Here is a 24,994-nt window from a genome sequence, read left to right on the forward strand (position 1 = left end):
TCAAAATTTAGTTTAGAGCATTTTCAAAATCGTACAAAACCTCTTTTAGTTTTGAAACAGATATAGGTTTTACAATATAATCACTAACTCCCTCATAGGACTTCGCTTTTAAAACATCTTCTGGATCAACAGATGAAGAAACAACATAAATAAGAATTTCTTTTTCGCAAGGTATCTTAATAAATTCATCCAAAAACTGCCATCCATCCAATATTGGCATATTTAAATCCAATAAAATAATATCTGGTAATTTTTCTTTTGCAGAAATAATTGCTCCTAAATTATTTAATGCCTCTTGGCCGTTTTTAAAAACCATGATTCCTTCACAAAAGTCAATTAACTGCATAACCTTTTTGATCCCAAAAACAAAAATGGGATCATCATCTATAACACAAGCAATATCAATTCTTCTCATATTTCATGTAAATTTTAAAAGTTGTTCCTTGATTAACTTTACTAGTTACCTCTATTTTACCTCCAATTGCTTCTACCTGATTCTTAGTAATAAACAATCCTATACCTCTTGAATTCTTAATATTGGAATGAAAGGTTTTATACATCCCAAATAACTTAGATCGATGTTTGGTTAAATCTATACCTAATCCATTATCCTCAATAGACAATACTACATAGTTCTTAGTTTTGACAGCACTAAGAGTTATATGACTCTTTCTTTTCTTTGATCTATACTTTATCCCATTTGTTATAAAGTTAAGTAGTATACTATCCAAATATGCAGGAATGGCCAATACATCTATTTCATCACTAACTAAGTTATTAATTTCTACCTTGGATTCTAATGCTATTGCAGAAACACCTCTTACCACTTCGTCAATAACATCTTTCAATTCCATAGATACCAGACTTTTATCTAAAGAAGTATTTATTAAGACTACTTCATTTAGATGAGCAATCGTATCAGAAAGATTACTAGAAGCTGTTTTAAAAAGCTTTATAATTTCGTTATCTTCTATTTCTGGATTCTCTTGTAAGAATAAATCCAACAACATTTCAAAATTTCCAGAATGAGACTTTAAGTTATGAGATACGATATGAGCAAAGTTTTTTAATCTTCTATTCTGATCTTCTGCTACTCTTAACAAAGACTTTAATTCTTCTTCTTTTTTAATTGTAGTAATATCTGAAACATGAATTATCAAACCTCCAATTTCTTGATCATTAGAGTACCAAGTGCGCAATTCCCATGATAACCATCTAAATTTACCGCTTTTCGTTTTTACTTTTTCCTCGTAGTTCTTTATTACTTTTCCTTTCAGACAATTGACAATATTCTTCTTTCTTCTTTCACTGATTTTAGAAAAGATTTCATAATATGATTTTCCTAAGATTTCTTTATCTTCAATTTCATAAATCTCAAACCATTTCTGAGAAGCCGCTAAATAGTCCATTTTGTTATCGAACATAGCAATGGCACTAGGTGTTTGCTCTATAAAAAGTCTATTTCTCTCAAAATCTTTTTTCTTTTTGGTTATTTCCTGATGTGATCCAACCATCCATTCGGGATTTCCGTCTTGATCCCAGCTTACTACTTTTCCTCTATCCAAAACCCATATCCACTCACCGTTTTTATGTTTCATTCTAAACTCACATTCATAAAAAGGAGTTTTTTTATTGAAATGATCTTTCAAAAGCTTATTCGATCTATCTTGATCTTCTTTAGTAGAATATTCCAACCAAGTACCTAATGAAATTGGTTCTAACTCAGCAAGTGAATATCCAATCATTTCTGCCCAACGTTCATTAAGAATCGTTTCACCTGTTTTAACATTCCACTGCCAGGTTCCTAAACCTGTACCATCTATAATATGTTCAAAGAAAGCTGACTGAAGTCTTAGTTCCTCTTCTTTATTTTTAATATCTGTAATATCCGTGTGTGCGCCTAACATTTTAATAGGCTTCCCTTTTTCATCTCTTAACATCATTCCCCTACAACGAACCCACACAGTATGACCTAATTTATGTTTAAACCTAACCACTTGATCATAAGGACAACTAGGGTCTTTTGAATGACTTGCGAAATTAGCATATACATTTTTTAGATCTTCCTTAAACACAATATCTTGCCAAGAATCTACTTTATGCGGCATCTTTTCTGGATCATATCCAAATGTAGTCCAATAACTAGAGTTCATCCATACATTTTCAGGGTCTAACAGATCCCAAAACCATAATCCATCAAGTGCTCCAACTTGTAAGAAATCAAATATTGAACTATCTGTTTTAACTAGACTGTACAATTGTTTCTTTAAATAATGTTCCCTATCATCCAAAACTGGATCTAAATCTATTGTTTTTTTAAGTTTCATTGTCTTATTCATTTTATAATAATAGAAAGAGGGGGTATTTAGATAGGAATTTACTTAAAATTAAGGAAAATTCCCCACAAAAATATGTTAATAAACCTCAATAATAATATGGCTCCAACCCAATAATCACTGCAAAACATTTAAAACACATCTTTAGAATTATTTTAATTAAAAATTACAGAATAACGGCTAGTCTAAATTAGTCGCTATCGAATTATTTATCTGAACTACTTCATTTAAATCTTTAATAGTATCTGAAAGTTTAGATGATGTAATTTTAAACATTTTAATGATTTCGGATTCTTTCGCATCAGGGTTTTCTTGTAAATATCTTTTTATGAGTGTTTCGAAATTACCCGAATGTAATTGTAACTTATGTGATACTATATGAGCGAAATCTTTTAAACGCGTATTTTGATCCTCTGTTACTTCTAAAATAGACTTGAGCTCTTTCTCTGCCTTTTTTATATCACTAATATCAGTGGCTACACCTAAATAACCAACAATACTCCCTTTTTCCTTAATAGCTGTAATAGTTAATTGTACAGGAAATTGTGTTCCATCTTTTTTGACATAAGTCCACTCTCTCGTATAATGTTTTTCTTTATTAGCTAATTCAATAAAAACTTTAAACCCTTCTTTATATTCCCCTAATTCTCTTGACAACTCAATTTCGGCAGCCTTTATTTCTTCTTTTAAATGAATAACCACTGGGGTTTCTTTTAACAAAAGTTCGTCTCTAGAATATCCTAATAAATTTTCTGCTCCTCTATTAAATATATTAATGACACCTGAAATGTTTGTCCCAATAATAGCTACTCTAGTGCTTGACTCCAAAATATCTTCTAATTTTGCTAAGGCCCTATGTAATTTCTTTCTGGTACTTATATTCTGTGTAGTGTCCGTTATTTGAGAAATGAAATAAAGTGGCTTCTGATCTTTGTCTTTTACTAAAGAAACTGATAACAATGTATAAACCTCTTGGCCATTTTTATGAAGATATCTTTTTTCTAAGTGATAATAGGGAATTTCACCTTTCAAAAGCTTGTTGAGTAACCCTAAATCTTTTTTCAAATCCTCAGGATGGGTTATATCCTGAAATGTCATTTTTGTCAACTTCTCTTTGGAATATCCGATCATATTACAAACTGCATTATTAACTTCAACCCATCTTCCATCTAAACCTATAATAGCCATACCAATTGCAGCATTTTCAAAATTACCTCTAAATGCTTCTTCGCTTATCTTAAGTTTTTCTTCGGTTATTTTTCTATCAGTAACGTCGTGCATAGCCACAACTGCTCCTTTAACCTCTCCATCTTTTCCTATTAATTGTGAGCCGTTAGTTATAACTTCTCTAGCAACTTTTGTGTTCGACATAATAACTATTTCTTCATCTTGCACTCGATTACCTCTAAGCACACTTAACAAAGGAACCTCTTCTTCTTTAAGCGGTGTCACACCATCTGACTTGTATAATCCATAATACTTAGATAAATCAGAAGGAGAAACTGGTTTTACTTGAAGACCATGCCACCGCTTTGCTGTCTTATTTAATAAAGTTAAATTACCATTCTTATCACAAGAAACTATTCCTACATCAACACTATCTAAAATAGCTTCCAAAAACACCTTGCGCTCTTCATTAATAGCTTCTGCCTTTTTCAGCTTAGAAATATCTGAAGTATGCATTAAAACTCCTGCAATTCTACCTTCTTTATTATACCAAGGTCTAAGTTCCCATGAAATCCATTGTAAACAACCTTCATTCCCCTTAAGACAATCCTCGTCTTTTCTTAGGACGTTCCCTCCTAGGCAATCTTTATAATATTTACTCCATTTTTCTTCCATTTCCGGAAAAACTTCATATTGAGTTTTTCCTATTATATTTTGACCTACGATATTATAGTCCTCAAACCATCTTCTAGATGCAGCTAAATACTTCATATTTGTATCAAACATTGCTATTGCACTTGGAGCCTGGCTAACAAACAACCTATTTTTCTCTAATGTTTTCTTATTATCTGTAATATCTACTTGGGAACCTACTAACCATTCTGGATTATCCTCTTGGTCCCAACTAATTATTTTTCCTTTGACCATAACCCATATCCATTCTCCGCTTTTATGCTTTAAACGAATTTCACATTCATAATATGGCGCACGTTTTTCATAATGCTCTTGCAACACTTTAGTTGTTTTAATATGGTCAGATGGATGCATCAAATTCACCCAAGTATCTAGAGAAACTGGTTGTAACTCTGAAAGCGAATACCCCATAATATTAGCCCACTTCTCATCAAACAAAACTTCTCCTGTTCTTAAATTCCATTCCCAAGATCCAAGATTAGGACCTTCGAGAGCATCTTCGTACTTCTCAACTAATTTTTGTAATTCATCTTCGGTTCTTTTTAATTTAGTAATATCAGTATGCATCCCGATCATTTGAACCGGTTTCCCATTATGATCTCTTATCGCCAAACCTCTGCATTGAACCCAAATAGTATGGCCCATTTTATGGGTATAGCGCACAACCTGATCATAAGGATGAGAAGGGTTTTGTAAATGTTTTTCAAGATTATCTAAAGCATTTTTCAAATCATCTTGATTTATAATGTCTTGCCAAGAAGAACCTTTTTCTGATGTTTCCTTAGGGTCATACCCTAACGTAGTCCGAAACTTTTTATTCATCCATTCATTTTCAGGATTTTCCAAATCCCAAAACCAAAGACCATCCAAGACCGAATCTTGAATAAAATCAAAGATTTTCTCATCTTTTTTAACAAGCTGATAAAGCTTTTCTTTTAGATAATTTTCATTTAAGGGAATAAAATCTCTAGACGTAGTTTCCTCGCTATAGGCCATACAATTTTGTTAAGATTAAAATGTTTGATCAGCGGGGTACTTAAATTTACGCAATATCATTAACTTTTTACGATAATTAAACCTTTTATTTTCAATGGTTTAACCATAATTTTTTTACACGCAAAAATCAATGTTTTACTATTACTCAAAAACAATAAAGCATTGATTATCAATTTATTAAAAACAATAAAAACAGCAATACGTATACTAAAAAAACTAACACTAACTCAAAAAAAGCTAATAGGGCAGTAATTACAAAAAAGGGAAAAATCCCTAAATCAAATCAAAAAGAAGTAAGAATAAGAATCAGAAATCAATTAAATATAAGTCGTCCTGTAAAAAATTCATCAACTTGTATGACCGGAGGCTTATTAATAGAAATCACATCACCTGTACTTCTTATTGCACCTTCGATCAATTGTTGAGGGTTTACAATTATCTTATTAGTCCCTCGATGGAAAATATCTATATTTTGTGCAACGAGCTCAGCCCCCTCAAATCTTCCAGTACCAGAAAAGAAACCAACATATAGATTTACAACCTCACCACTAATAAAGAATGAGGCTATATTATTTCCCACAACAGCTAATTCTTCAATATTTACTTGCATAGTAAAAGTACCTGTTATATTTCCTCCATTGTCTTCATTAAAATCTTCAGATAATAACCTTAATGATGGATATGTCAAAACCCCTTCTGAAGAAATATCAAACTGTGTTTCGCTGCGGATTTCGGTAATATTAGGGGAGGTAACAAAAATTTTAGTCTGATTAAAATCTCGAACAAAATTACAATCGTTAGTATTACTTAAAATCAAACGATCTCCTTCTACAATAGCCGAAACTTCATCCAACAAATTATCTCCAGTCTCTATGACAACCAAAACATCAGGACCTTCTTTAAGGATTAACTCAACACCTGGATTGACCAAAATTCTTTTAAAATCCGTAACCTCAACTTCTTTTCTTACTATATCACCAGTCCTCTGAAAACAATCTATGGCATTTTCTGAATCACAAGTGATCATACATAGGCCTAATATTATTATAATAGCTTTTTTCATAATCTATATCCTATTGAAAATTCTACAGCTTCGGCCTTAGCAGCATGTGATCTTACGGTAATCGATCCGAATATATTTTTATTAAAATAATATCGAGCTCCGAAACGATTATATACTTGTCCTTCGAAATCATATGGATAATAAATATAATATCCTAACTGTGTCAAAATTGATATCTTGTTAATTCGTAATTCATGTCCAAAAAATATCCCAACTCGCTTTGAATCTTCATCACCTTTAGTTCCATCTTCGAAATTACCTGTAGATCTAAAATCAATAAACTTTTCTAAAGCTTCTGAAAAAAACAGTTCTGCTCCTAAATGAACACTACTCTTCTTATTAAATCTCTTATCTGCAAATGCTGCAATCGTATAAAAAGGATATTGACCAGATCCTACAACATCACTTTCATTAATACCACTGCGGAACATAAAACCGTAACTAATCGGTTCTGAGCCTTTAACATCACCTTTCTCTTTTTCTTCATAATCTGGATATTCATTATCTAAGACATAATTAAAACCTGCATTAAAAACTAATGTATTTGTACTTTTATTCGGTGCTTTAAAATTAGCATTAGAGTAATGAATCACTCCCAAGCCCAATTGCACTCCAAGGCCACCTATTAAATTTTCTTTTTTTAGGTTTAACATTGCAAACGTAGAGCTCATAAAATGAGATCCGTATGCTACATTTCTAAAATTATCATCTTCATTATAAGGATTTGTATTATATGCTAATCCTTGTCCGAGTCTAAGCATTAAAATTCGTTTGAAAAAATAAAAATTATAATGTGCATAGACTCCAAAGTTTTCTCCTAAAAATTCATTATCCATGTTTTGATAAATAAACGAAACTCCATAATCCGGAGAATTATACAAGCGTTGCCACTCTTTATTACCAAAAGTTTTTCGATTTATAGAAAAAAGAACTCCGGAGGGATGTCCCGTTATTAAATGAGAGATATCTGGATTATGTTTAAGGATTGTTCCATAAAAATTACTGACATCAAAACTATAATATCGTTTGTCTTCCTGAGATTGTACTATATAACCAAGAAGAAAAAGCACTAAACAAAGACGTTTTACCATTCTGGCAAATGTAAGATAGCATCAGTAGGTTTCCAAAACCTTATTTAGTTTTTAAAACACATTCGCGGCTATTTTTCTAATATTATCAGATTTACCCATTGAATAATAGTGTAAAACGGGCACTCCGTATTCCATTAGCTCCTTAGATTGCTGTATAGCAAACTCAATACCAACTTCACGTACTTCCTTATTAGTTTTACAACTCTCAACAGCCCTAACTAGTTCATCTGGCATATCCAGTTTAAATACCTGCGGAAGTAATTGCAAATGTCTTTTTACAGCAACTGGTTTAATTCCTGGAATAATAGGCACATTAATACCCGCTTCTCTTGCCTTTTCCACAAAATCAAAATATCTCTTATTATCAAAAAACATTTGCGTTACAACATAATCTGCACCTGCATCAACTTTATCCTTTAACCTTCTTATGTCCGAATCCATAGAAGGAGCTTCCAAATGTTTTTCGGGATACCCCGCAACTCCAACACAAAAATCAGATTGATTATCACCCTCTATAACCTCATGAAGAAACCTACCATTATTCATATTCACAATTTGTTCTACCAACTCATTGGCGTAACAATGACCACCTTTTGTAGGATTAAAATATTTTTCCTCTTTCATTGCATCTCCACGTAATGCCATAACATTATCTATTCCCAAATAATGACAATCGACCAAGAGATATTCAGTTTCTTCTTTTGTAAAACCACCACACAATACATGCGGAATAGTATCCACACTATACTTATGTGTAATCGAAGCACAAATTCCAACAGTTCCAGGACGCATTCGAGTTAATTTTTTATCCAACAGTCCTTCTTTATCGATATAAATAAATTCTTCTCTAGAAGTCGTCACATCAATAAATGGAGGTTTAAATTCCATTAATGGATCAATATTATTATAGAGTTCCTGAATGCTTTTACCTTTTTGTGGTGGTATTAGTTCAAAAGAAAATAATGTTTTTCCTTTTGCATTTTTTATATGATCTGTAACCTTCATTTATTTTATAGTTCTTAGTTGGTAATTTCTATTTTAATCCGCAATATTGGGACTCAACCATTTTTTTGCATATTCGAAATCAATATTCTTTCTCTTAGCAAAATCTTTCACCTGATCCTCCTTTATTTTACCTAATCCAAAATATCTTGCTTCAGGGTTTGCAAAATAATATCCTGATACGGAAGCTGCAGGCCACATTGCCAATCCTTCTGTAAGCTCAACTCCTATTTTTTCCTTTACTTGCAACAGCTCCCAAATGGTCAGTTTTTCCAAATGATCAGGGCAAGCTGGATATCCTGGCGCTGGTCTGATTCCTTTGTATGATTCCTTAATTAACTCTTCATTTGTTAATTCTTCTTTACTTGCATATCCCCAATCTTCCTTACGTACTTTCTCATGTAAATACTCAGCAAAAGCTTCTGCTAAACGATCTGCCAATGCCTTAATCATAATCGAATTATAATCATCAAGATCTGCTTCAAAAGCTTCTGCCAATTCTTTTGTTCCGAACCCTGTGGCTACACAAAAACACCCCATATAATCCTGTATCCTTGATTCTTTTGGTGCTATAAAATCTGCTAATGCAAAATTAGGTTTGCCAGCATGTTTCTTTAGCTGTTGTCGAAGTGTTCTAAATTTAAAAGTATCAACACCCGAAGTAATCTCAATGTCATCATCATTTATGGTAGTCGCTTTGAACAGACCATAAATTGCTTTTGCTCCCAATAATTTTTCATCAAATACCTTTTGCAATAGCTCTTTTGCATCCTTAAACAAAGAAGTAGCTTGTTCACCAACTACCTCATCGGTTAAAATAGCAGGGTATTTACCATGTAGATCCCAAGACCTAAAGAATGGTGTCCAATCAATAAAAGGTTCTAGTTTTTGCAAATCAAGATCTTCAATAATCTGAATTCCCAACTTATTCGGCGCTATTATGTCAGATGAATTCCAATCAATCGAATATTTATTCTTTCTAGCTTCTTCAATTGCTAAATACTCTTTTTGTTTTGTTCTTTTAAGGAACCCTTCTCTAAACTTTTCATAATCTTCCTTCAGATCTCCGACATATTTTTGATTACTTCTTTTATTAAGCAAATCTCCAACAACAGTTACTGCTCTAGATGCATCATTAACATGCACTACTGCATTCTTATATTGTGGATCAATCTTGACCGCAGTATGCGCTTTGGATGTTGTTGCTCCACCAATTAACAAAGGAACTTTAAAATTTCTACGTTCCATTTCTTTAGCTAAAAACACCATTTCATCTAATGATGGTGTAATCAAACCACTTAATCCAATGATATCTACTTGCTCATCAATAGCAGTCTGAATAATTTTTTCTGGAGGGACCATTACTCCCATATCCACAATATCATAATTATTGCACCCTAATACTACGGAGACAATATTTTTACCTATATCATGGACATCTCCCTTGACTGTAGCCATCAGAATACGTCCATTTGAACCATTTCCTTCTGCAGCGTTTGGATTTTTTTTCTTTTCTTCTTCAATATATGGCAATAAATAGGCAACAGCTTTTTTCATTACCCTTGCAGATTTAACTACTTGAGGCAAAAACATTTTACCTGATCCAAAAAGATCTCCCACCACATTCATACCGGTCATTAAATTACCTTCAATTACCTCTATAGGCTTGTCTGCTTCTAATCTTGCTTCCTCTACATCTTCTACAATATATTGGTCAATACCTTTTACCAGCGCCCTTGTTATTCTGTTTTGCAAAGGTTCTTCTCTCCAAGAGAGATCTGCTGTTTTTTCCTTACTTGTACCTACTACAGTTTCCGCAAAATCCAATAATCTTTCAGTAGCATCTTCTCTTCGATCTAGAATTACATCTTCTACGTGTTCAAGTAAATCTTTGGGGATATCATCATATACTTCTAGCATTGCAGGATTCACAATACCTATATTCATACCTGCTTTAATTGCGTGGTATAAAAACACAGAATGCATTGCTTCACGAACTGGATTATTCCCCCTAAAAGAGAAAGAAACATTACTTACTCCACCACTGACACTACAATGAGGCAAATTTTCTCGAACCCATTTAGTCGCTTCAATAAAATCAATCGCATTTCTGCGATGCTCTTCCATTCCTGTAGCGACTGGAAATATATTTAGATCGAATATGATATCCTCTGGAGGGAAATTTAACCTATTTACAAGAATGTCATAGGATCTCTTAGATATTTCTATACGACGTTCGTAATTATCTGCTTGCCCAACTTCATCAAATGCCATAATGATTACAGCAGCACCATATCGCTTAATCTTTTTGGCGTGAGCAATAAACTCTTCTTCTCCTTCTTTAAGGCTAATGGAATTTACTACACATTTTCCTTGTACTACTTGTAAGCCGGCTTCGATAATATCCCATTTAGAACTATCAATCATAATAGGCACTCTCGCAATATCAGGTTCTGCCATAATTAGGTTTAAAAACCTAACCATTGCTTCTTTCCCATCAATCAGACCATCATCCATGTTGATATCGATCACCTGTGCTCCACCTTCTACCTGATGTCTCGCAATATCTAAAGCTTCATCAAATTTTTCTTCCTTTACTAAACGTAGAAATTTTCTTGATCCAGCAACATTAGTTCGCTCTCCTACATTAATAAAGTTAGTTTCTGCCGAAACAATCATAGGTTCCAGTCCAGATAATTTCAGATATTTTCTTTTTTGATCCTTACTCATAATCTATACTTCAACTGCAATTGATCTTGGTTTATAATCTTTAGCTAAATCAGCAATTGCTTTTATATGTTCTGGTGTCGTTCCACAGCATCCTCCGACAATATTTACTAAACTTTTATCCATATATTCCTTAATCTGAGATGCCATTTGTTCTGGGGTTTCATCATACTCTCCAAAAGCATTTGGTAATCCTGCATTAGGATGTGCTGAGACTCCAAAATTGGCTTTCTGGGCCAACACTTCTAAATGTGGAGTTAACTGACTTGCTCCTAATGCGCAATTAAAACCTACAGATAACATAGGAATATGTGATACGGAAATCAAAAATGCTTCTGCCGTTTGTCCAGATAGTGTTCGGCCACTTGCATCAGTAATCGTACCACTTATCATAATTGGTACTTCTATATTTCGTTCATCTTTAACCTCTTCAATTGCAAAAAGTGCTGCTTTCGCATTCAAAGTATCAAAAATAGTTTCTACTAAAAGAATATCAGAACCACCATCTATTAGTGCTTCTACCTGTTGTTTATAAGCAATTCTGAGTTCATCAAAAGTAACCGCTCTAAACCCAGGATCGTTTACATCTGGAGACATACTAGCTGTTCTATTAGTCGGGCCAATAGATCCTGCCACAAATCGAGGTTTATGAGGTTCTTTCTCCGTAAATTCATCAGCTACCTCTTTGGCTATTTTAGCAGACTGATAATTTAATTCATAAACCAATTCCTCCATCTCATAGTCTGCCATTGCAATTGTAGTCCCAGAAAAAGTATTGGTTTCTACAATATCAGCTCCTGCCTCAAAATACAATCGGTGCACTTCTTTTATTGCATCAGGTTGCGTAATACTCAACAAATCGTTATTCCCTTGTACGGGAACAGACCAATCTTTAAATCGTTCTCCTCTGAAATCTTCTTCTGTAAACTTATGACGTTGTAACATGGTACCCATCGCACCATCAAGTACAAGAATTCTTTCTTCTAATATTTTTTTTATATCCTTCATTTATTCATCGTACGGCTAAGTTCATCAAAGCCCATTTTAAAATAATAAAAACCCTTAACTGGTTTAATTTAATATTATTAAACAATATTAATTTCCCTTAGAAAAGGAATTACATTAAAATTATATCAAGAAAAATAAATGGAAATAGCGAAGGCTATGGTCATTGTTATCTATTTCGTTATAATACGAATAGAATGTAGCACCTTCTTTAAAAGATAAAGGGTTGCTAAGGTATCATAGGGTCTATTCCCTCCACCTTTCTTGATAACATTTTAATATTTATATGAACTAAACAGCTTTACTGTTCTTATACCACAAATTAAAGGCATAGCCTTTTGTTTTGCAAGTTTATTCTACTTTTTTAAGATTCAGGAGCTAATTCGACTTCCAAACCATCTAATTCTGGAGTAATTGGAATCTGACATCCTAACCTACTATTATCTTCTACATAAAAAGCTTCTGCCAACATTAGATCTTCATCTTGTCCCATTTCAGGAAGCTCGTGATCAGATAAAACATAACATTGACAAGATGCACACATCGCCATACCACCGCAAGTTCCTTCTACAGGAAGTTCATATGCCTTACATACTTCCATCAGGTTCATAGCCATATCTGTTGGAGCCTGTACTTCGTGCACTTCTCCTTCTCTATCTTTTATCTTTATGGTAACATCTGACATATTTCTTGTCTTAATTGTATAAAAATCCTCGCAAATATACCAAATCATTCAGTATATATTGCGAGGATTATACTATTCTATATTTTCTAAACTATAGCTTTTACAACTTCTTTTTTAGCTTCTTTTTTAGAACCATCAAATCCTTCAACTCCTCCAACAGTAGTATACTTCATTACATACTTCTTATCTGGGAAGATTCTTTGATAAGCGCTTTGACACATAATAGCTGCCTCGTGAAATCCTGAAAGGATCAACTTCAGCTTTCCTTTATAGGTATTAACATCACCTATAGCATAAATACCTGGTATATTTGTTTGGTAATCATAAGAATTATCAACTTTTATTGCATTCTTTTCTATCTCTAACCCCCAGTTCCCAATAGGTCCTAACTTTGGTGACAATCCAAATAAAGGAATGAAATAATCTGTATCTACATGGATATCTCCTTCTGTTTTATGCTTGATTCCTAAACCAGTTACGTGAGCATCGCCTTTAATTTCTTTTACTTCAGCTTCAGTAATTAGATTTACCTTACCTAATTTAGTTAACTCAGCAACTCTTTCTACTGAATCTAATGCTCCTCTAAATTCATTTCTTCTATGCACCAAGGTAACTTCACTTGCTACCTCTGCTAAGAAAATAGTCCAATCCAAAGCAGAATCTCCTCCACCAGCAATTACAACTCTTTTGTCCCTATACACTTCTGGATCCCTAATAATATAGGCAACTCCTTTATCTTCAAAATCTGCAATATTTGGAATAGGTGGTTTACGTGGCTCAAAAGAACCTAACCCTCCAGCGATTGCTACAACAGGTGCATTATGCTTAACACCTCGTAATGTAGTAACAACAAAAGTTCCGTCTTCTAGTTTTTCAATGGTTTCTGCTCGATCTCCTAATGTAAAACCTGGTTCAAAAGGTTTTATTTGTTCCATTAAATTATTTACCAAATCTCCTGCTAAAATCTCAGGAAACCCAGGAATATCATATATTGGTTTTTTTGGGTATATCTCTGAACATTGTCCTCCTGGTTGAGGCAATGCATCAATAAGATGTGTTTTTAATTTTAGTAATCCAGCTTCAAAAACAGTAAATAATCCTGTTGGTCCTGCTCCGATGATTAGAATATCAGTCTTGATCATGTTCAACTTCTTTTTTTCCTATTAATCCTTTGGTGAATTCATTAAGTGTTTCCACTTTTTCTTCAAAATCACCTTTTATTGTTTTTCTATATTCGTTTAAATTCTTAACTAAATCATCAATGTTTTCCGGAATTACTTCTTCAAAAAACTGACGCAGTCGTTTTGCCGTTGTAGGTGACTTTCCGTTTGTTGAAATAGCCACTTTTACGTTTCCTTTGGTTACAATACCTCCCATATAAAAATCACAATATGGAGGATTGTCTGCTACATTCACCAACTTACTTCTTTTCCTACAGTCTTTATAAACTTGTACATTAACATCAGGAACATCTGTAGTAGCTATCACAATATGTTTCCCTTTAAGAAAACGTCTGCGATATTTCTTTTTAATCATTTCTATTCCAAACTTTTTAGCTAAAGCAATTGTATCTTCTCTGTACATGGGAGAAACCATTGTTACTTTGGCATCAGGACTAGATTTTAATAAGAACGTTAGTTTTTCTTCGGCCACATTTCCTCCTCCAACTATCAGGATTTCGAGGTTTTTAACTTTCAGAAAAACCGGATATAAATTATTTCTTTCTTCCATCTTTATAGTTATCCTGAACTATCAAGATACGATTTCTTCTGTTACTTCTTGACAAATTGTAGCTAATTTCGCTCTTCGCTCAACTACTTCTCCAATCACAATAATGGCTGGCGAAGACATTTTTTTTTCTAAAACTACTTGTTCTATAGTCTGTATCGAACCATACCCAAACTTCTCATTTTCAGTTGTTCCGTTCTGAATAACAGCAACTGGAATATCTTGTTTATTTTCGGCTGCAAAGATACTAACTATTTCGTTTAACTTGCTCATCCCCATTAAAATTACCACAGTTGCATTAGATTTAGCTGCCAGGCAAACATCCTGCGATAATTTATGTGATTTAGTGGTTCCCGTAATTACCCAGAAGCTCTCTGAAGAACCTCTTTTGGTCAATGGAATTCCTTGGTAAGCAGGAACTGCTAATGACGATGATATCCCTGGAACCATATTAGTTTCTATACTAAATTGTTGTACATAATCAATTTCTTCTGCTCCTCGACCAAAAATAAATGGATCTCCTCCTTTTAATCGCACTACGTGTCCGCTACTTTTGGCTCTACTAACAATCAATTCATTAATTTGTTCTTGTTGATAAGCATAGCACCCTTTTCTTTTACCTACAAATATCTTCTCTGCATTAGACGCATATTCTAGTAAAGATTCATTGATGAGCGCATCATATAACACCACATCGGCAGACTCCAATACTTTGATTGCTTTTAATGTAATCAAATCCGGATCTCCTGGTCCTGCTCCAACTACTGTTAATTTTGGTGTTTTACTACTCATTTTTATTCACTTATTATCTTTATTACAAAGGGTTTATAGCTTTGTAAAGATATTATACATTTTCTACTTCAAGTGCTCTAAACGCTTGCACTTTTTGCAAAAATTGCCCTGCTTTTTTAATATAATCCACTGCAAAATCCTTGTTTGGTGCGTTTTTCTGAAGTTGATATATTAAATCTGTAAATGTTCCATCAAGATTAATCTTACCGCTTACTACAAACTCCTCGTCGAATTGACTTATGATTCCGGCATGTGTATTAGTCTTCTTATTTTCTGCTAACAATAATGCTTTAGCAGAATTCACTAGTGAACTATACGCATGATATACCGCATCAGAATATATTTCATTATCAAAAGACCTTTTTGCATTCTCAATTTTTTCTTCACTCTCTAAGAACAAAGTAGCAATTAAATCAATCACAACACCAGCGCATTCTCCAACTCCAATAGCTTTTACATATTCCTGTTCGGTTCCCCAATCAATAAAATCCTCTTGTGTTAAATTATCAACATTAGATAAATCCGTTAAAAAATTATAAAAATACTTTTCTCCTTTATCTTCATAATATGCTACAAAAGTTCTACCATTTGCATTTTCTTCATAATCATCCAAGATTCTACGTAATGCTTCTGGACCTCTTCTACTAGGAATTTTTACTACTTTATCTGCAAAACGTCCTTTTCCATCACCAAGATTACCTCCTCCAAGCAATACTTGTAATGCTGGTGCTACTAATTTATCTTTTGTTCTTACTGACATTCCCTGAAAACCAATATTAGCCATATTATGTTGACCACAAGCATTCATACATCCACTGATTTTAATCACTAAATCTTCTTTCTCTAAATATTGTGGGTATTCAGTTTTAATAACTCTTTCTAATTCTTCAGCGATACCTGTACTACTAGCTATTCCTAAATTACAAGTATCAGTACCTGGACACGCTGTAATATCAATTGCTTTATTATAACCAGCTTCTACAAATCCAAGTTTTTCTAATTCTTGATAGAAAAATGGAAGTAATTCTTCTTTAACAAAAGGAATTAAAATATTCTGGCGTAGTGATAATCTTATTTCTCCAGCGGCATATTTTTCAACCAACTCAGCAAGTAAACGAGCTTTATCTGTATAAAAATCACCTAATAAAACTTTAATTCCAATTGCGACAAATTCTTTTTGTTTTTGTCTGATTACATTGGTAGATTCCCATAAATCATACGCCTTTTGATCAACAACACTTACTTTTGGAACTTCTACTGACACCGGTATTGATGCTACGTAAGCTTCTACATCAATGGCAACTGTTTTTTGTACAATTGCATTTTGTTCTGCTTCTACTAGTTCTTTAAAAGCTTCTAAACCTATATCCTTTACTAAGAATTTCATTCTTGCTTTTGCTCTACTTTTTCTTTCTCCGTGACGATCAAAAACTCTCAGCACTCCTTCCATTAAAGGAATAATTTTATCTGAAGGTAAAAAGCTATATAATTCATCTGCATGTCTTGGCTGAGAACCTAATCCCCCAGCAAGCATTACTTTAAATCCTCTTACTCCATTTTCAACTTTAGCAATAAAACCAAGATCATGCATATATGACAAACCAGTATCTTCTTCAGTTCCTGAGAAAGACACTTTAAACTTACGCCCCATTTCCTGACATATCGGATTTCTTAAAAAGAAACGAAACAGCGCATCTGCATATGGAGATACATCAAAAGGTTCTTTTAGGTCAATTCCTGCAGTTTCGGAAGCAGTAACATTACGCACTGTATTACCGCAAGCTTCTCTAAGTGTTACGTCATCTCTTTCTAACTCTGCCCAAAGTTCTGGTGTTCTATTTAAGTCTACATAATGAATCTGTATATCCTGACGAGTTGTAATATGCAATCTTCCTCGTGAATATTCATCAGATACATCACAAATTCTTCGTAACTGATTACTCAAAACTTTACCATATGGTAATTTAATACGAATCATCTGTACACCTTCCTGTCTTTGCCCATAAACTCCACGTGCTAAACGAAGGCTACGAAACTTTTCTTCATCAATCTTTCCTTTATGGAATTGCTCAATTTTATTAGCTAATTCTATAATATCTTTTTGGACAATTGGGTTTTCTATTTCTGTTCTAAAACTTTGCATTTTTTTTCGTATTTCAACCTTTAAAAAAGGATATAATTATGACTTTTGTATAAAGGTTTTTAATTCTAAAAATTCTTGTTTTTTCTTATCAGGTAAAGATTTCTATTTATAGAATAAAGCCTACTCCTGAAGTATTATTGGTTTGAGAATCTATTAATATAAATGACCCAGAAGCTTTGTTCTTATCATAAGAATCAATTGCTAATGGTTTGCTTAATTGTATCTGAACTTTTCCTATTTCATTAAGTTTTAATGAGTTTTTAGCAGTATCCTCTCCAGAGAAATCAGTAGCAACCGTTCCGCTAATATTTTTCACTTTCGCTAAAATCCTACTACTTCCACTCTGAATGAAATAATTTGTCCCTGGATTTAAATCTCTACTATCCATCCAGCATACGGTAGCAGTTAGTTGTTTCTCTACACGAGGTTTTTCTGATGATTTTACTATCATATCACCTCTACTTACGTTTACATCATCTTCAAGCGTAATTGTGCACGAACTACCTCTACCTGCTGTATCAAACTTTTGATCAAAAAAGAAAATCTCTTTCACTTTAGATGTTGTTAATGAAGGTAAAATTGTTACGTCATCACCTACAGAAAGATCTCCTCCATATAATTTACCAGCATATCCTCTAAAATCATGAAACTCATCCTTTTTAGGTCTAATTACTGTTTGTATAGGAAACCGAACTTCTGCTTTTTCATAAACATCTTGCGCATCTAGTTCTTCTAAATGTTCCAATAATGTTTGACCTTTATACCAAGGAGTATTTTCAGATTTTGAAACTACATTATCTCCTTGCAAAGCACTTACTGGAATAAAGGTTATATTCTGTTCTTTGTAATCACTCTTAGCAATTAATTTTTCAAAATCAGCTTTAATCGCTTCATACGTATCCTGAGCAAAATCTACTAAATCCATTTTGTTCACCGCCACAATCACATCCTTTACTCTCAAAAGATTATTAATAAAAAAGTGTCGATATGTTTGCTCAATAACTCCTTTTCTAGCATCAACCAAAATAATGGATGCCTGAGAAGTTGAAGCTCCAGTAACCATGTTCCTAGTATATTCAATATGGCCAGGAGTATCAGCTATGATGTAACTTTTCGTTTTCGTAGAAAAATAAATATGCGCTACATCAATAGTAATACCTTGTTCTCTTTCTGCTACTAACCCATCAGTGGCTAATGAAAAATCTAGATAATCAAAGCCATTTGCTTTACTTCTAGTTTCAATTGCTTCTAGTTTATCCGTTGTTAATGATTTTGTATCATATAATATACGGCCAATCAAGGTACTTTTACCATCATCTACACTACCTGCTGTTGCTATTTTTAATACATCCATTTCTTTCTAATTGATTATTCATAGTTGATCATTGACAGATAAACTGTATAAATGAACAACTATCAACTTATTTTAAAAGTACCCTTGTTGTTTACGTTTTTCCATCGCTGCTTCAGATCTTTTATCATCTATCCGAGCTCCTCTTTCTGATATAGTAGATTCTCTAATTTCTGAAACAACTTTATCTATGGTGATTGCATCAGAGAGCACAGCTGCAGTACAAGACATATCACCAACAGTACGAAATCTAACTAATCTTTCTTCCACTAATTCATCTTCTTCTCTATGCACAACATCATCCTCTGCGGACCAGATCATTCCATCTCTGATAAATGTTTTTCGTTTATGAGCAAAATAGATCGATGGGATTTCAATGTCTTCTTTTTGGATATAACTCCAAACATCTAATTCTGTCCAATTACTAATTGGAAATACTCGAACATTCTGACCTAAATCAATCTTACCATTAAGATGATCAAAAAGTTCTGGTCGCTGGTTTTTTTCATCCCACTGGCCAAAATCATCTCTTACAGAAAAGATACGTTCTTTTGCTCTAGCTTTTTCTTCATCTCTTCTTGCTCCGCCAATAGCTGCATCAAACTTAAATTCTTCTAATGCATCAAGAAGTGTTGTAGTCTGCAAACTATTTCGGCTTGCATATTTCCCTTTCTCTTCTATTACTTTACCTTGATCAATAGAATCCTGAACATTACGAACTATTAATTCTACTCCAAGTTCTTTTACCAAACGATCTCTAAATTCAATGGTCTCAGGAAAATTATGTCCTGTATCTATATGTAAAAGAGGAAACGGAATTTTACCAGGGTAAAATGCTTTTTGTGCTAACCTTACTAAGGTAATAGAATCTTTTCCGCCTGAAAAAAGCAAGACAGGCTTTTCAAATTGAGCTACCACTTCTCTAAAAATATAAATCGCCTCACTTTCTAAAGGATTCACTTTTAGGACTTTTCTGCTCACAGTCTTTTCTTTTATCTGTTCAATTACTTCCATGTAATTTAATATTTTTTTATATATTTTCGATCTAACTAATCAACAAATTAATCTAACTCGTATGAATCCCACACTCTCTATTATCTAAGACTTTTGTTGGATCAAAATACTTAAATTCATTCGGCAAACCATGTTGCTTTAAATACACATCTAACTCCGCATCACTATAATAGTAAAAAGGGCTTACTTTTAACACCCCATCACTACCAAGACTTAAAATATCCAAAGAATCTCTCAATGCTGTTTGCCCCTTACGTAAGTTCGTAAACCATACATCTGGTTTAAAATCTGTCATTGCTCTTTTAAAAGGCTCAAGCTTTACCTGTTGTGTAAACACTTTATGCTTCGAATCATTAATATCAGGAATTCCCATCACTACATCTCTATGTGCGGATGTCTGTTTTGGAACGTATAATTGCACATTAAGATTAAGTAGATCAATTACCTCCTCTGCATGTCTGTATGTGTTTGGAGTATTGTATCCAGAGTCACACCATATAACAGGGATATCAGACAACGCTTTAGCACTCACACTAAGAATCGCGGCTTCATACGGTCTGAAATTAGTAGTTACAACTGGAGTTTTTGCATTTAAAACCGCCCATTGTGTAATCTCTAAAGGAGTTTTATCCTTTAGTGTATTATTCAAGTCCTGTATTTCTTTTTGTGTAAATTTCATTTTTTGTAATTCTTTTTCTAAAACTGCAATTATCTCCCCCATTTAATACGATTCCAAATTCTTTCATGAAAAAAATAAAGAATCATTTTTGTAATAAAATCAATTGATGCAATAGATGTAGCTAAAGCTATTTCGCCAGTTAATACATAAGAGACAATTAATGTATCAAGTGTACCAACTACTCTCCAACTTACGGCCTTAGCTATACTCCGTAATGGTTTTTCCGAAGTTCTATCAGTCTCATACGATGTTTTCTTCGTAGCTACTTTATCTAATATCATTTGATCTACAATCATTTTTTACCTCAAAACCTATTACCCTATCGGAATAGTAGATTATTAAACAAATGTATATATAAAAATCTATTTCTTAGTCTTAAAAACTTTAAAAAATTACTAGAAATGAAAGAATTATGATATTATTAATAAAAAGCCTAGTGATTTAGTAGATTATAATAATTTACTACGAAAACTAAACTTAATATCTCTAAATCGCTTCCAATGCTTCTGCAATATCAGCAATAACATCATCAATATGCTCTAACCCTACAGAACATCGTACCATTCCATTTGTAATACCAACAGCTAATTTATCTTCAACTGCTAACTTACTATGTGTTGTAGAGGCCGGATGCGTAACAATAGTTCTAGTATCTCCCAGATTCGCTGAAAGTGAACACATTTTAATATTATCAAAAAATGTTTTTCCACCTTCGACTCCATTTTGAACTTCGAAAGCCACAATATTACCTCCCAATTTCATTTGTTTCTTAGCCACATCATATTGTGGATGAGATTTTAGGAAAGGATATTTTACCCAATTCACCTTAGCGTGTGATTCTAAAAACTCAGCCAATTTTAAAGCATTCGCACAATGTCTATCCGCTCTTACAGCCAAGGTCTCCAAACTTTTTGATAACACCCAAGCATTAAACGGTGATAAAGCTGGTCCCGTATTACGTGAAAACAAATAGATTTCTCTAATTAATTCCTTCTTACCCACTGTAACACCTCCTAAGACACGCCCTTGACCATCAATCAGTTTTGTCGCAGAATGAATAACTAAATCCGCACCATAATTAATTGGATTTTGTAAATAGGGTGTTGCAAAACAATTATCAATTATCAATAACAGCTTATGTTTTTTTGCAATCTCGCCTAATAACTCTAAATCCAATACATCTACTCCTGGATTGGTTGGAGATTCTGCGTAAATGATTTTAGTATTTGGCTGTATTAAACTTTCTATCTTATCAACTTCATTAACTGGAAAATAACTTGTTTCTATATTCCATTTAGGAAAGTACTTGGTAAACAACGAATGCGTTGATCCAAATATCGACCTTGCCGAAACAATATGATCTCCAGAGTTCAATATGGCTGCAAACGTAGAAAATACAGCTGCCATTCCAGTAGCAAATGCATATCCGTCCTCTGCTCCTTCCAACTTACAGATTTTATCTACAAACTCAGTTGTATTAGGATTACTAAAACGACTATATAAGTTTCTATCCTTTTCTTCAGCAAAAGATGCCCTCATTTCTTCTGAGTCTTCAAAAACAAATCCAGATGTTAAATACATCGGTGTAGAATGTTCTAAAAACTGAGTTTTATCTGTTTGAGTTCTTACTGCTTGCGTTTCAAATTTTTGGCTTTCCAAGCTCATATTTCTTCATTATTAACTATCACTTTATACGTTACAGTCGCTGTTGGCTCTAATGTTTTAGATACAGAGCAATATTTTTCAAATGACAATTGCGCAGCTCTTTTTGCTTTTTCAGGAACTATTTCTCCTTCTAAAAATACAGTAACCGAAATCTCTTTAAAAGGTTTTGCTCCATCAACCTCCACTCGTGATCCATCAACTTCTGCTCTATAATCCGTAATTTCCTGACGCTGTTTCTTTAGTATAGAAATTACATCGATTGCACTACAGCCAGCTACTCCCATCAACACATATTCCATAGGACTTGGCGCCAAATCATGACCGCCAACTTCCGCTTTACTATCAATATAGGTTAGATGCCCTCTTTCGTTTTTTAGTTCGAAATGATAATCATTATCTATTCTCTTCAGTTGTATCTTCATTTTATTTCGTTATTATTATAATTTAGCTTTTCTCTGTTAATCTAAGTATATCTCCAAAAACCCCTCTCGCAGTAACAGCTGCACCTGCACCTGCTCCCTGGATAACAATAGGTTGATCCCCGTAAGATTCTGTATAAATTTCAAATATAGAGTCGGATCCTTTCACCTGTCCTAACGCACTACTTTCTGGAACTGACACCAATTTAACATCCAAAATTCCTTTTTCTTTGAACAAATCCCCGTGTAAATCTCCAATATATCTTAATACATGATTAGGTTTTTGTTCATCTTTTATTTTTTGGTACACTGAGTCCAACTCTTTTAATCTTTTTAAAAATGTATCAGCAGCACCTTCTCTTAAATTCTCAGGAATCAAATTATGAATATTGACATCATTAAATTCATTACTTAAACCAAGCTCTCTAGCTAAAATTAACAATTTTCTCCCTACATCATTTCCACATAAATCTTCACGAGGGTCAGGCTCTGTATATCCTTTATTAATTGCTTCACCCAACACTTCACTAAACAACCTCTTTTCTTTAGAAAAAGTATTAAACAAATAACTTAATGATCCCGAAAATACTCCTTTGATTCTTGTAATATTCTCTCCAGATAAATGTAATAATTTAATAGTGTCTATTAATGGTAAACCGGCTCCTACATTTGTTTCGTACAGATATTGTTTTTGATGTTTCTCTAATTTCATTCTAAGTTCTTTATAGAAATCAAAACTTAAAGTATTCGCTACTTTATTGGAAGAAACTAAATCAAATCCATTCTCGATTAAAACACTATAATTGTCAGTAAAATCTTTACTAGCAGTATTGTCAATCGCAATTAAATTCTCTAGATGGTGCGCATCCGCAAACTTAATTACATCTTTTATTTGGTAAGAATCTCCTTCTTCAACAATTGATTTCCAATTTGTATCAACTCCATTTTCATTTAAAAGTATTTTTCTGGAATTGGCTACTGCAAAAATATTTAAATCAATTTTTTTCCTTTTTTCAATATCTTTTGCTGATTTAAGAATCTGATCGATTAATGTCCCTCCAACTAAACCATGTCCAAAAACTGCAATATTGATCTTTTTTGCAACTCCAAAAATTTCACCATGAATTACATTTAGTGCTTTATGAAGTTGAGCTTTATATACCACTAAACTTACATTTTTTCCGGAGACCGTATTATTAAAAAGTAATGGAATTACTTGATTTTTGATTAAGGCATTATAGGGCCTGTGAAACGTACTTAAATCCTGTCCGATGATTGAAATAACAGCTACCTCATTTGCTACCGTAATCTTATTTACATCTTTCTTATAAAAATCTGCCTCAAATTCTTGTTTCAGAACTTTTTTGGCTTCTATTGCCTTTTCTGACTCTACCACCAGACCTATTCCTCTTTCCGATGATCCTTGAGAAATAATACTCACACTTATATTCTTATACGCTAACGCTTTAAATATTCTTGCATCTACTCCTACTCGTCCTAAAAGCCCTCTTCCTTCTAAGTTAATTAGAGAAACATTTTCTAGAACCGAAAGAGATTTTATTCCTTTACTACTATTCTCTGCAGTGATTAAAGTTCCATTATTTTGATCATCAAAAGTATTTAAAATACGTAATGGAATATTTTTTTCTATTAATGGAATTATTGTTTTAGCATGAAGAATGTTAGCTCCGAAATATGCCAATTCATTTGCCTCCGTATAAGATAATCTTTCTATTTTTTTTGCATCAGATACTAAATCTGGATTTGCCGTGTAAATTCCACTTACATGAGTGAAGTTCTGCAATTCCTCGGCATCTAGGTAATTTGCTAACAAAGCTGCTGTATAATTACTCCCATTTCTTCCTAAGGTCGTTGTTTCGTTCTTAGTATTGGAAGCAATAAACCCAGTAACAATATTAACTGTGGTTCCATTATATTTCTTAAAATGTTTAACCACATTTTCTTTAGACAACTTATCTAACGGTTGTGCTTCTCCAAACTTACCGTCTGTTTTAATCAATTCTCTACTATCTGTAAAATTGGCATTTATTCCTTTTTCTTTCAGAATATGTGTAAGTAATTTTGCAGAGATTACTTCCCCTTGCGACAAAACTTGATCTTTAATTCTTTTACTATAGTCTCCTAATAAAGACACTCCTTCAAAAAGCTTATCCAATGTTTTAAACTCATCATCAACTTTAAAATCACCATAGCTATCTACTTGATATTGTTTAAAAGCCTGCAACTGTTCTTGGTAACTTTCATTATTAACAGCTCTATCTAATATTTCTTCTAATTGATCTGTAGATCTCCCTCTAGCAGAAAGCACTACCGTTATAGACTCACCATTACCAACTTTATTCTCTATTATATTTATTACTTTGTGAATGCCTTTGCCATTCGCAAGTGATTTTCCTCCAAACTTTAAAATCTTCATT

Annotated in this window: 20 protein-coding genes and 1 riboswitch; all 20 genes read right to left on the reverse strand. The window is 33.2% G+C overall.

From position 1 onward, the window contains the following. Positions 1-7 precede the first annotated feature (7 nt). On the reverse strand, positions 8-415 hold the full coding sequence (locus tag BMY33_RS08850) for a response regulator (RefSeq protein WP_091407627.1): 408 nt from the start codon (positions 413-415) through the stop codon (positions 8-10). Then, entirely contained in the window at positions 402-2,327 is a 1,926-nt protein-coding gene (locus BMY33_RS08855) for a PAS domain-containing sensor histidine kinase (RefSeq protein WP_170837045.1), read from the reverse strand. The genes BMY33_RS08850 and BMY33_RS08855 overlap by 14 nt, the downstream gene beginning before the upstream one ends. A gap of 189 nt (positions 2,328-2,516) precedes the next feature. Beyond that, on the reverse strand, positions 2,517-5,192 hold the full coding sequence (locus BMY33_RS08860; protein WP_091407630.1) for a PAS domain-containing protein: 2,676 nt from the start codon (positions 5,190-5,192) through the stop codon (positions 2,517-2,519). Between the two features lie 313 nt (positions 5,193-5,505). After that, positions 5,506-6,255 carry a head GIN domain-containing protein gene (locus BMY33_RS08865; protein WP_091407631.1) on the reverse strand — a complete coding sequence of 250 codons (750 nt, stop codon included), beginning with the start codon at positions 6,253-6,255 and terminating at the stop codon, positions 5,506-5,508. Continuing rightward, positions 6,252-7,346: an acyloxyacyl hydrolase gene (locus tag BMY33_RS08870; RefSeq protein ID WP_091407633.1), complete on the reverse strand. Its 1,095-nt coding sequence runs from the start codon at positions 7,344-7,346 to the stop codon at positions 6,252-6,254. The genes BMY33_RS08865 and BMY33_RS08870 overlap by 4 nt, the downstream gene beginning before the upstream one ends. 51 nt (positions 7,347-7,397) lie before the next feature. Beyond that, complete coding sequence (gene metF / locus BMY33_RS08875) at positions 7,398-8,351, reverse strand: methylenetetrahydrofolate reductase [NAD(P)H] (protein ID WP_091407635.1); 954 nt, start codon at positions 8,349-8,351, stop codon at positions 7,398-7,400. Between the two features lie 33 nt (positions 8,352-8,384). After that, positions 8,385-11,078, reverse strand: a complete 2,694-nt coding sequence (metH, locus tag BMY33_RS08880) for a methionine synthase (protein WP_091407637.1) — start codon at positions 11,076-11,078, stop codon at positions 8,385-8,387. Between the two features lie 3 nt (positions 11,079-11,081). Then, positions 11,082-12,083, reverse strand: a complete 1,002-nt coding sequence (locus BMY33_RS08885; RefSeq protein ID WP_091407638.1) for a homocysteine S-methyltransferase family protein — start codon at positions 12,081-12,083, stop codon at positions 11,082-11,084. 163 nt (positions 12,084-12,246) lie between these two features. Then, a riboswitch (SAM riboswitch) is annotated at positions 12,247-12,354 on the reverse strand. Between the two features lie 90 nt (positions 12,355-12,444). After that, the gene (locus BMY33_RS08890) at positions 12,445-12,765 is read right to left on the reverse strand and encodes a 2Fe-2S iron-sulfur cluster-binding protein (protein ID WP_091408174.1); all 321 of its coding nucleotides are present in this window, start codon (positions 12,763-12,765) and stop codon (positions 12,445-12,447) included. An 86-nt stretch (positions 12,766-12,851) separates the two neighbouring features. Further along, positions 12,852-13,907 carry an NAD(P)/FAD-dependent oxidoreductase gene (locus BMY33_RS08895; protein ID WP_091407639.1) on the reverse strand — a complete coding sequence of 352 codons (1,056 nt, stop codon included), beginning with the start codon at positions 13,905-13,907 and terminating at the stop codon, positions 12,852-12,854. After that, positions 13,894-14,496, reverse strand: a complete 603-nt coding sequence (locus BMY33_RS08900; RefSeq protein WP_091407641.1) for a precorrin-2 dehydrogenase/sirohydrochlorin ferrochelatase family protein — start codon at positions 14,494-14,496, stop codon at positions 13,894-13,896. Before BMY33_RS08900 ends, BMY33_RS08895 begins: the two co-directional genes overlap by 14 nt. Positions 14,497-14,517: 21 nt before the next feature. Next, entirely contained in the window at positions 14,518-15,285 is a 768-nt protein-coding gene (cobA, locus tag BMY33_RS08905) for a uroporphyrinogen-III C-methyltransferase (RefSeq protein WP_091407643.1), read from the reverse strand. Positions 15,286-15,337: 52 nt separating this feature from the next. After that, a complete protein-coding gene (locus tag BMY33_RS08910) occupies positions 15,338-17,428 on the reverse strand; it encodes a HEPN domain-containing protein (RefSeq protein WP_091407644.1) in 2,091 nt (696 codons plus the stop codon). Positions 17,429-17,534: 106 nt separating this feature from the next. After that, positions 17,535-18,782: a sulfate adenylyltransferase subunit 1 gene (locus BMY33_RS08915; RefSeq protein WP_091407646.1), complete on the reverse strand. Its 1,248-nt coding sequence runs from the start codon at positions 18,780-18,782 to the stop codon at positions 17,535-17,537. 72 nt (positions 18,783-18,854) lie between these two features. Continuing rightward, positions 18,855-19,793 (reverse strand): sulfate adenylyltransferase subunit CysD, encoded by a 939-nt coding sequence (cysD, locus tag BMY33_RS08920; RefSeq protein WP_091407648.1) that lies wholly within the window; start codon positions 19,791-19,793, stop codon positions 18,855-18,857. A gap of 52 nt (positions 19,794-19,845) precedes the next feature. Beyond that, a complete protein-coding gene (locus BMY33_RS08925; RefSeq protein ID WP_091408176.1) occupies positions 19,846-20,472 on the reverse strand; it encodes a phosphoadenosine phosphosulfate reductase domain-containing protein in 627 nt (208 codons plus the stop codon). Between the two features lie 29 nt (positions 20,473-20,501). Then, the gene (locus BMY33_RS08930) at positions 20,502-20,768 is read right to left on the reverse strand and encodes a DUF2061 domain-containing protein (protein WP_091407649.1); all 267 of its coding nucleotides are present in this window, start codon (positions 20,766-20,768) and stop codon (positions 20,502-20,504) included. 190 nt (positions 20,769-20,958) lie between these two features. Then, a complete protein-coding gene (locus BMY33_RS08935; RefSeq protein WP_091407651.1) occupies positions 20,959-22,137 on the reverse strand; it encodes a trans-sulfuration enzyme family protein in 1,179 nt (392 codons plus the stop codon). Then, on the reverse strand, positions 22,134-22,559 hold the full coding sequence (locus tag BMY33_RS08940; protein ID WP_091407652.1) for an OsmC family protein: 426 nt from the start codon (positions 22,557-22,559) through the stop codon (positions 22,134-22,136). Before BMY33_RS08940 ends, BMY33_RS08935 begins: the two co-directional genes overlap by 4 nt. A gap of 22 nt (positions 22,560-22,581) precedes the next feature. Continuing rightward, on the reverse strand, positions 22,582-24,993 hold the full coding sequence (thrA, locus tag BMY33_RS08945; protein WP_091408178.1) for a bifunctional aspartate kinase/homoserine dehydrogenase I: 2,412 nt from the start codon (positions 24,991-24,993) through the stop codon (positions 22,582-22,584). Position 24,994: the final 1 nt, after the last annotated feature.

Origin of the sequence: Aquimarina amphilecti, assembly GCF_900109375.1 — a bacterium.
Lineage (GTDB): Bacteria > Bacteroidota > Bacteroidia > Flavobacteriales > Flavobacteriaceae > Aquimarina > Aquimarina amphilecti.

What these genes read in the sequence shown, in the direction of transcription:
- BMY33_RS08900 (WP_091407641.1), bottom strand. Translation starts at nt 14,496, where the DNA reads ATGGAAGAAAGAAATAATTTATATCCGGTTTTTCTGAAAGTTAAAAAC.
- BMY33_RS08935 (WP_091407651.1), bottom strand. Translation starts at nt 22,137, where the DNA reads ATGAGCTTGGAAAGCCAAAAATTTGAAACGCAAGCAGTAAGAACTCAA.
- cysD (WP_091407648.1), bottom strand. Translation starts at nt 19,793, where the DNA reads ATGGAAGTAATTGAACAGATAAAAGAAAAGACTGTGAGCAGAAAAGTC.
- BMY33_RS08885 (WP_091407638.1), bottom strand. Translation starts at nt 12,083, where the DNA reads ATGAAGGATATAAAAAAAATATTAGAAGAAAGAATTCTTGTACTTGAT.
- BMY33_RS08850 (WP_091407627.1), bottom strand. Translation starts at nt 415, where the DNA reads ATGAGAAGAATTGATATTGCTTGTGTTATAGATGATGATCCCATTTTT.
- BMY33_RS08940 (WP_091407652.1), bottom strand. Translation starts at nt 22,559, where the DNA reads ATGAAGATACAACTGAAGAGAATAGATAATGATTATCATTTCGAACTA.
- BMY33_RS08860 (WP_091407630.1), bottom strand. Translation starts at nt 5,192, where the DNA reads ATGGCCTATAGCGAGGAAACTACGTCTAGAGATTTTATTCCCTTAAAT.
- cobA (WP_091407643.1), bottom strand. Translation starts at nt 15,285, where the DNA reads ATGAGTAGTAAAACACCAAAATTAACAGTAGTTGGAGCAGGACCAGGA.
- BMY33_RS08865 (WP_091407631.1), bottom strand. Translation starts at nt 6,255, where the DNA reads ATGAAAAAAGCTATTATAATAATATTAGGCCTATGTATGATCACTTGT.
- metF (WP_091407635.1), bottom strand. Translation starts at nt 8,351, where the DNA reads ATGAAGGTTACAGATCATATAAAAAATGCAAAAGGAAAAACATTATTT.
- thrA (WP_091408178.1), bottom strand. Translation starts at nt 24,993, where the DNA reads ATGAAGATTTTAAAGTTTGGAGGAAAATCACTTGCGAATGGCAAAGGC.
- BMY33_RS08870 (WP_091407633.1), bottom strand. Translation starts at nt 7,346, where the DNA reads ATGGTAAAACGTCTTTGTTTAGTGCTTTTTCTTCTTGGTTATATAGTA.
- metH (WP_091407637.1), bottom strand. Translation starts at nt 11,078, where the DNA reads ATGAGTAAGGATCAAAAAAGAAAATATCTGAAATTATCTGGACTGGAA.
- BMY33_RS08855 (WP_170837045.1), bottom strand. Translation starts at nt 2,327, where the DNA reads ATGAAACTTAAAAAAACAATAGATTTAGATCCAGTTTTGGATGATAGG.
- BMY33_RS08895 (WP_091407639.1), bottom strand. Translation starts at nt 13,907, where the DNA reads ATGATCAAGACTGATATTCTAATCATCGGAGCAGGACCAACAGGATTA.
- BMY33_RS08925 (WP_091408176.1), bottom strand. Translation starts at nt 20,472, where the DNA reads ATGAAATTTACACAAAAAGAAATACAGGACTTGAATAATACACTAAAG.
- BMY33_RS08910 (WP_091407644.1), bottom strand. Translation starts at nt 17,428, where the DNA reads ATGCAAAGTTTTAGAACAGAAATAGAAAACCCAATTGTCCAAAAAGAT.
- BMY33_RS08930 (WP_091407649.1), bottom strand. Translation starts at nt 20,768, where the DNA reads ATGATTGTAGATCAAATGATATTAGATAAAGTAGCTACGAAGAAAACA.
- BMY33_RS08915 (WP_091407646.1), bottom strand. Translation starts at nt 18,782, where the DNA reads ATGGATGTATTAAAAATAGCAACAGCAGGTAGTGTAGATGATGGTAAA.
- BMY33_RS08890 (WP_091408174.1), bottom strand. Translation starts at nt 12,765, where the DNA reads ATGTCAGATGTTACCATAAAGATAAAAGATAGAGAAGGAGAAGTGCAC.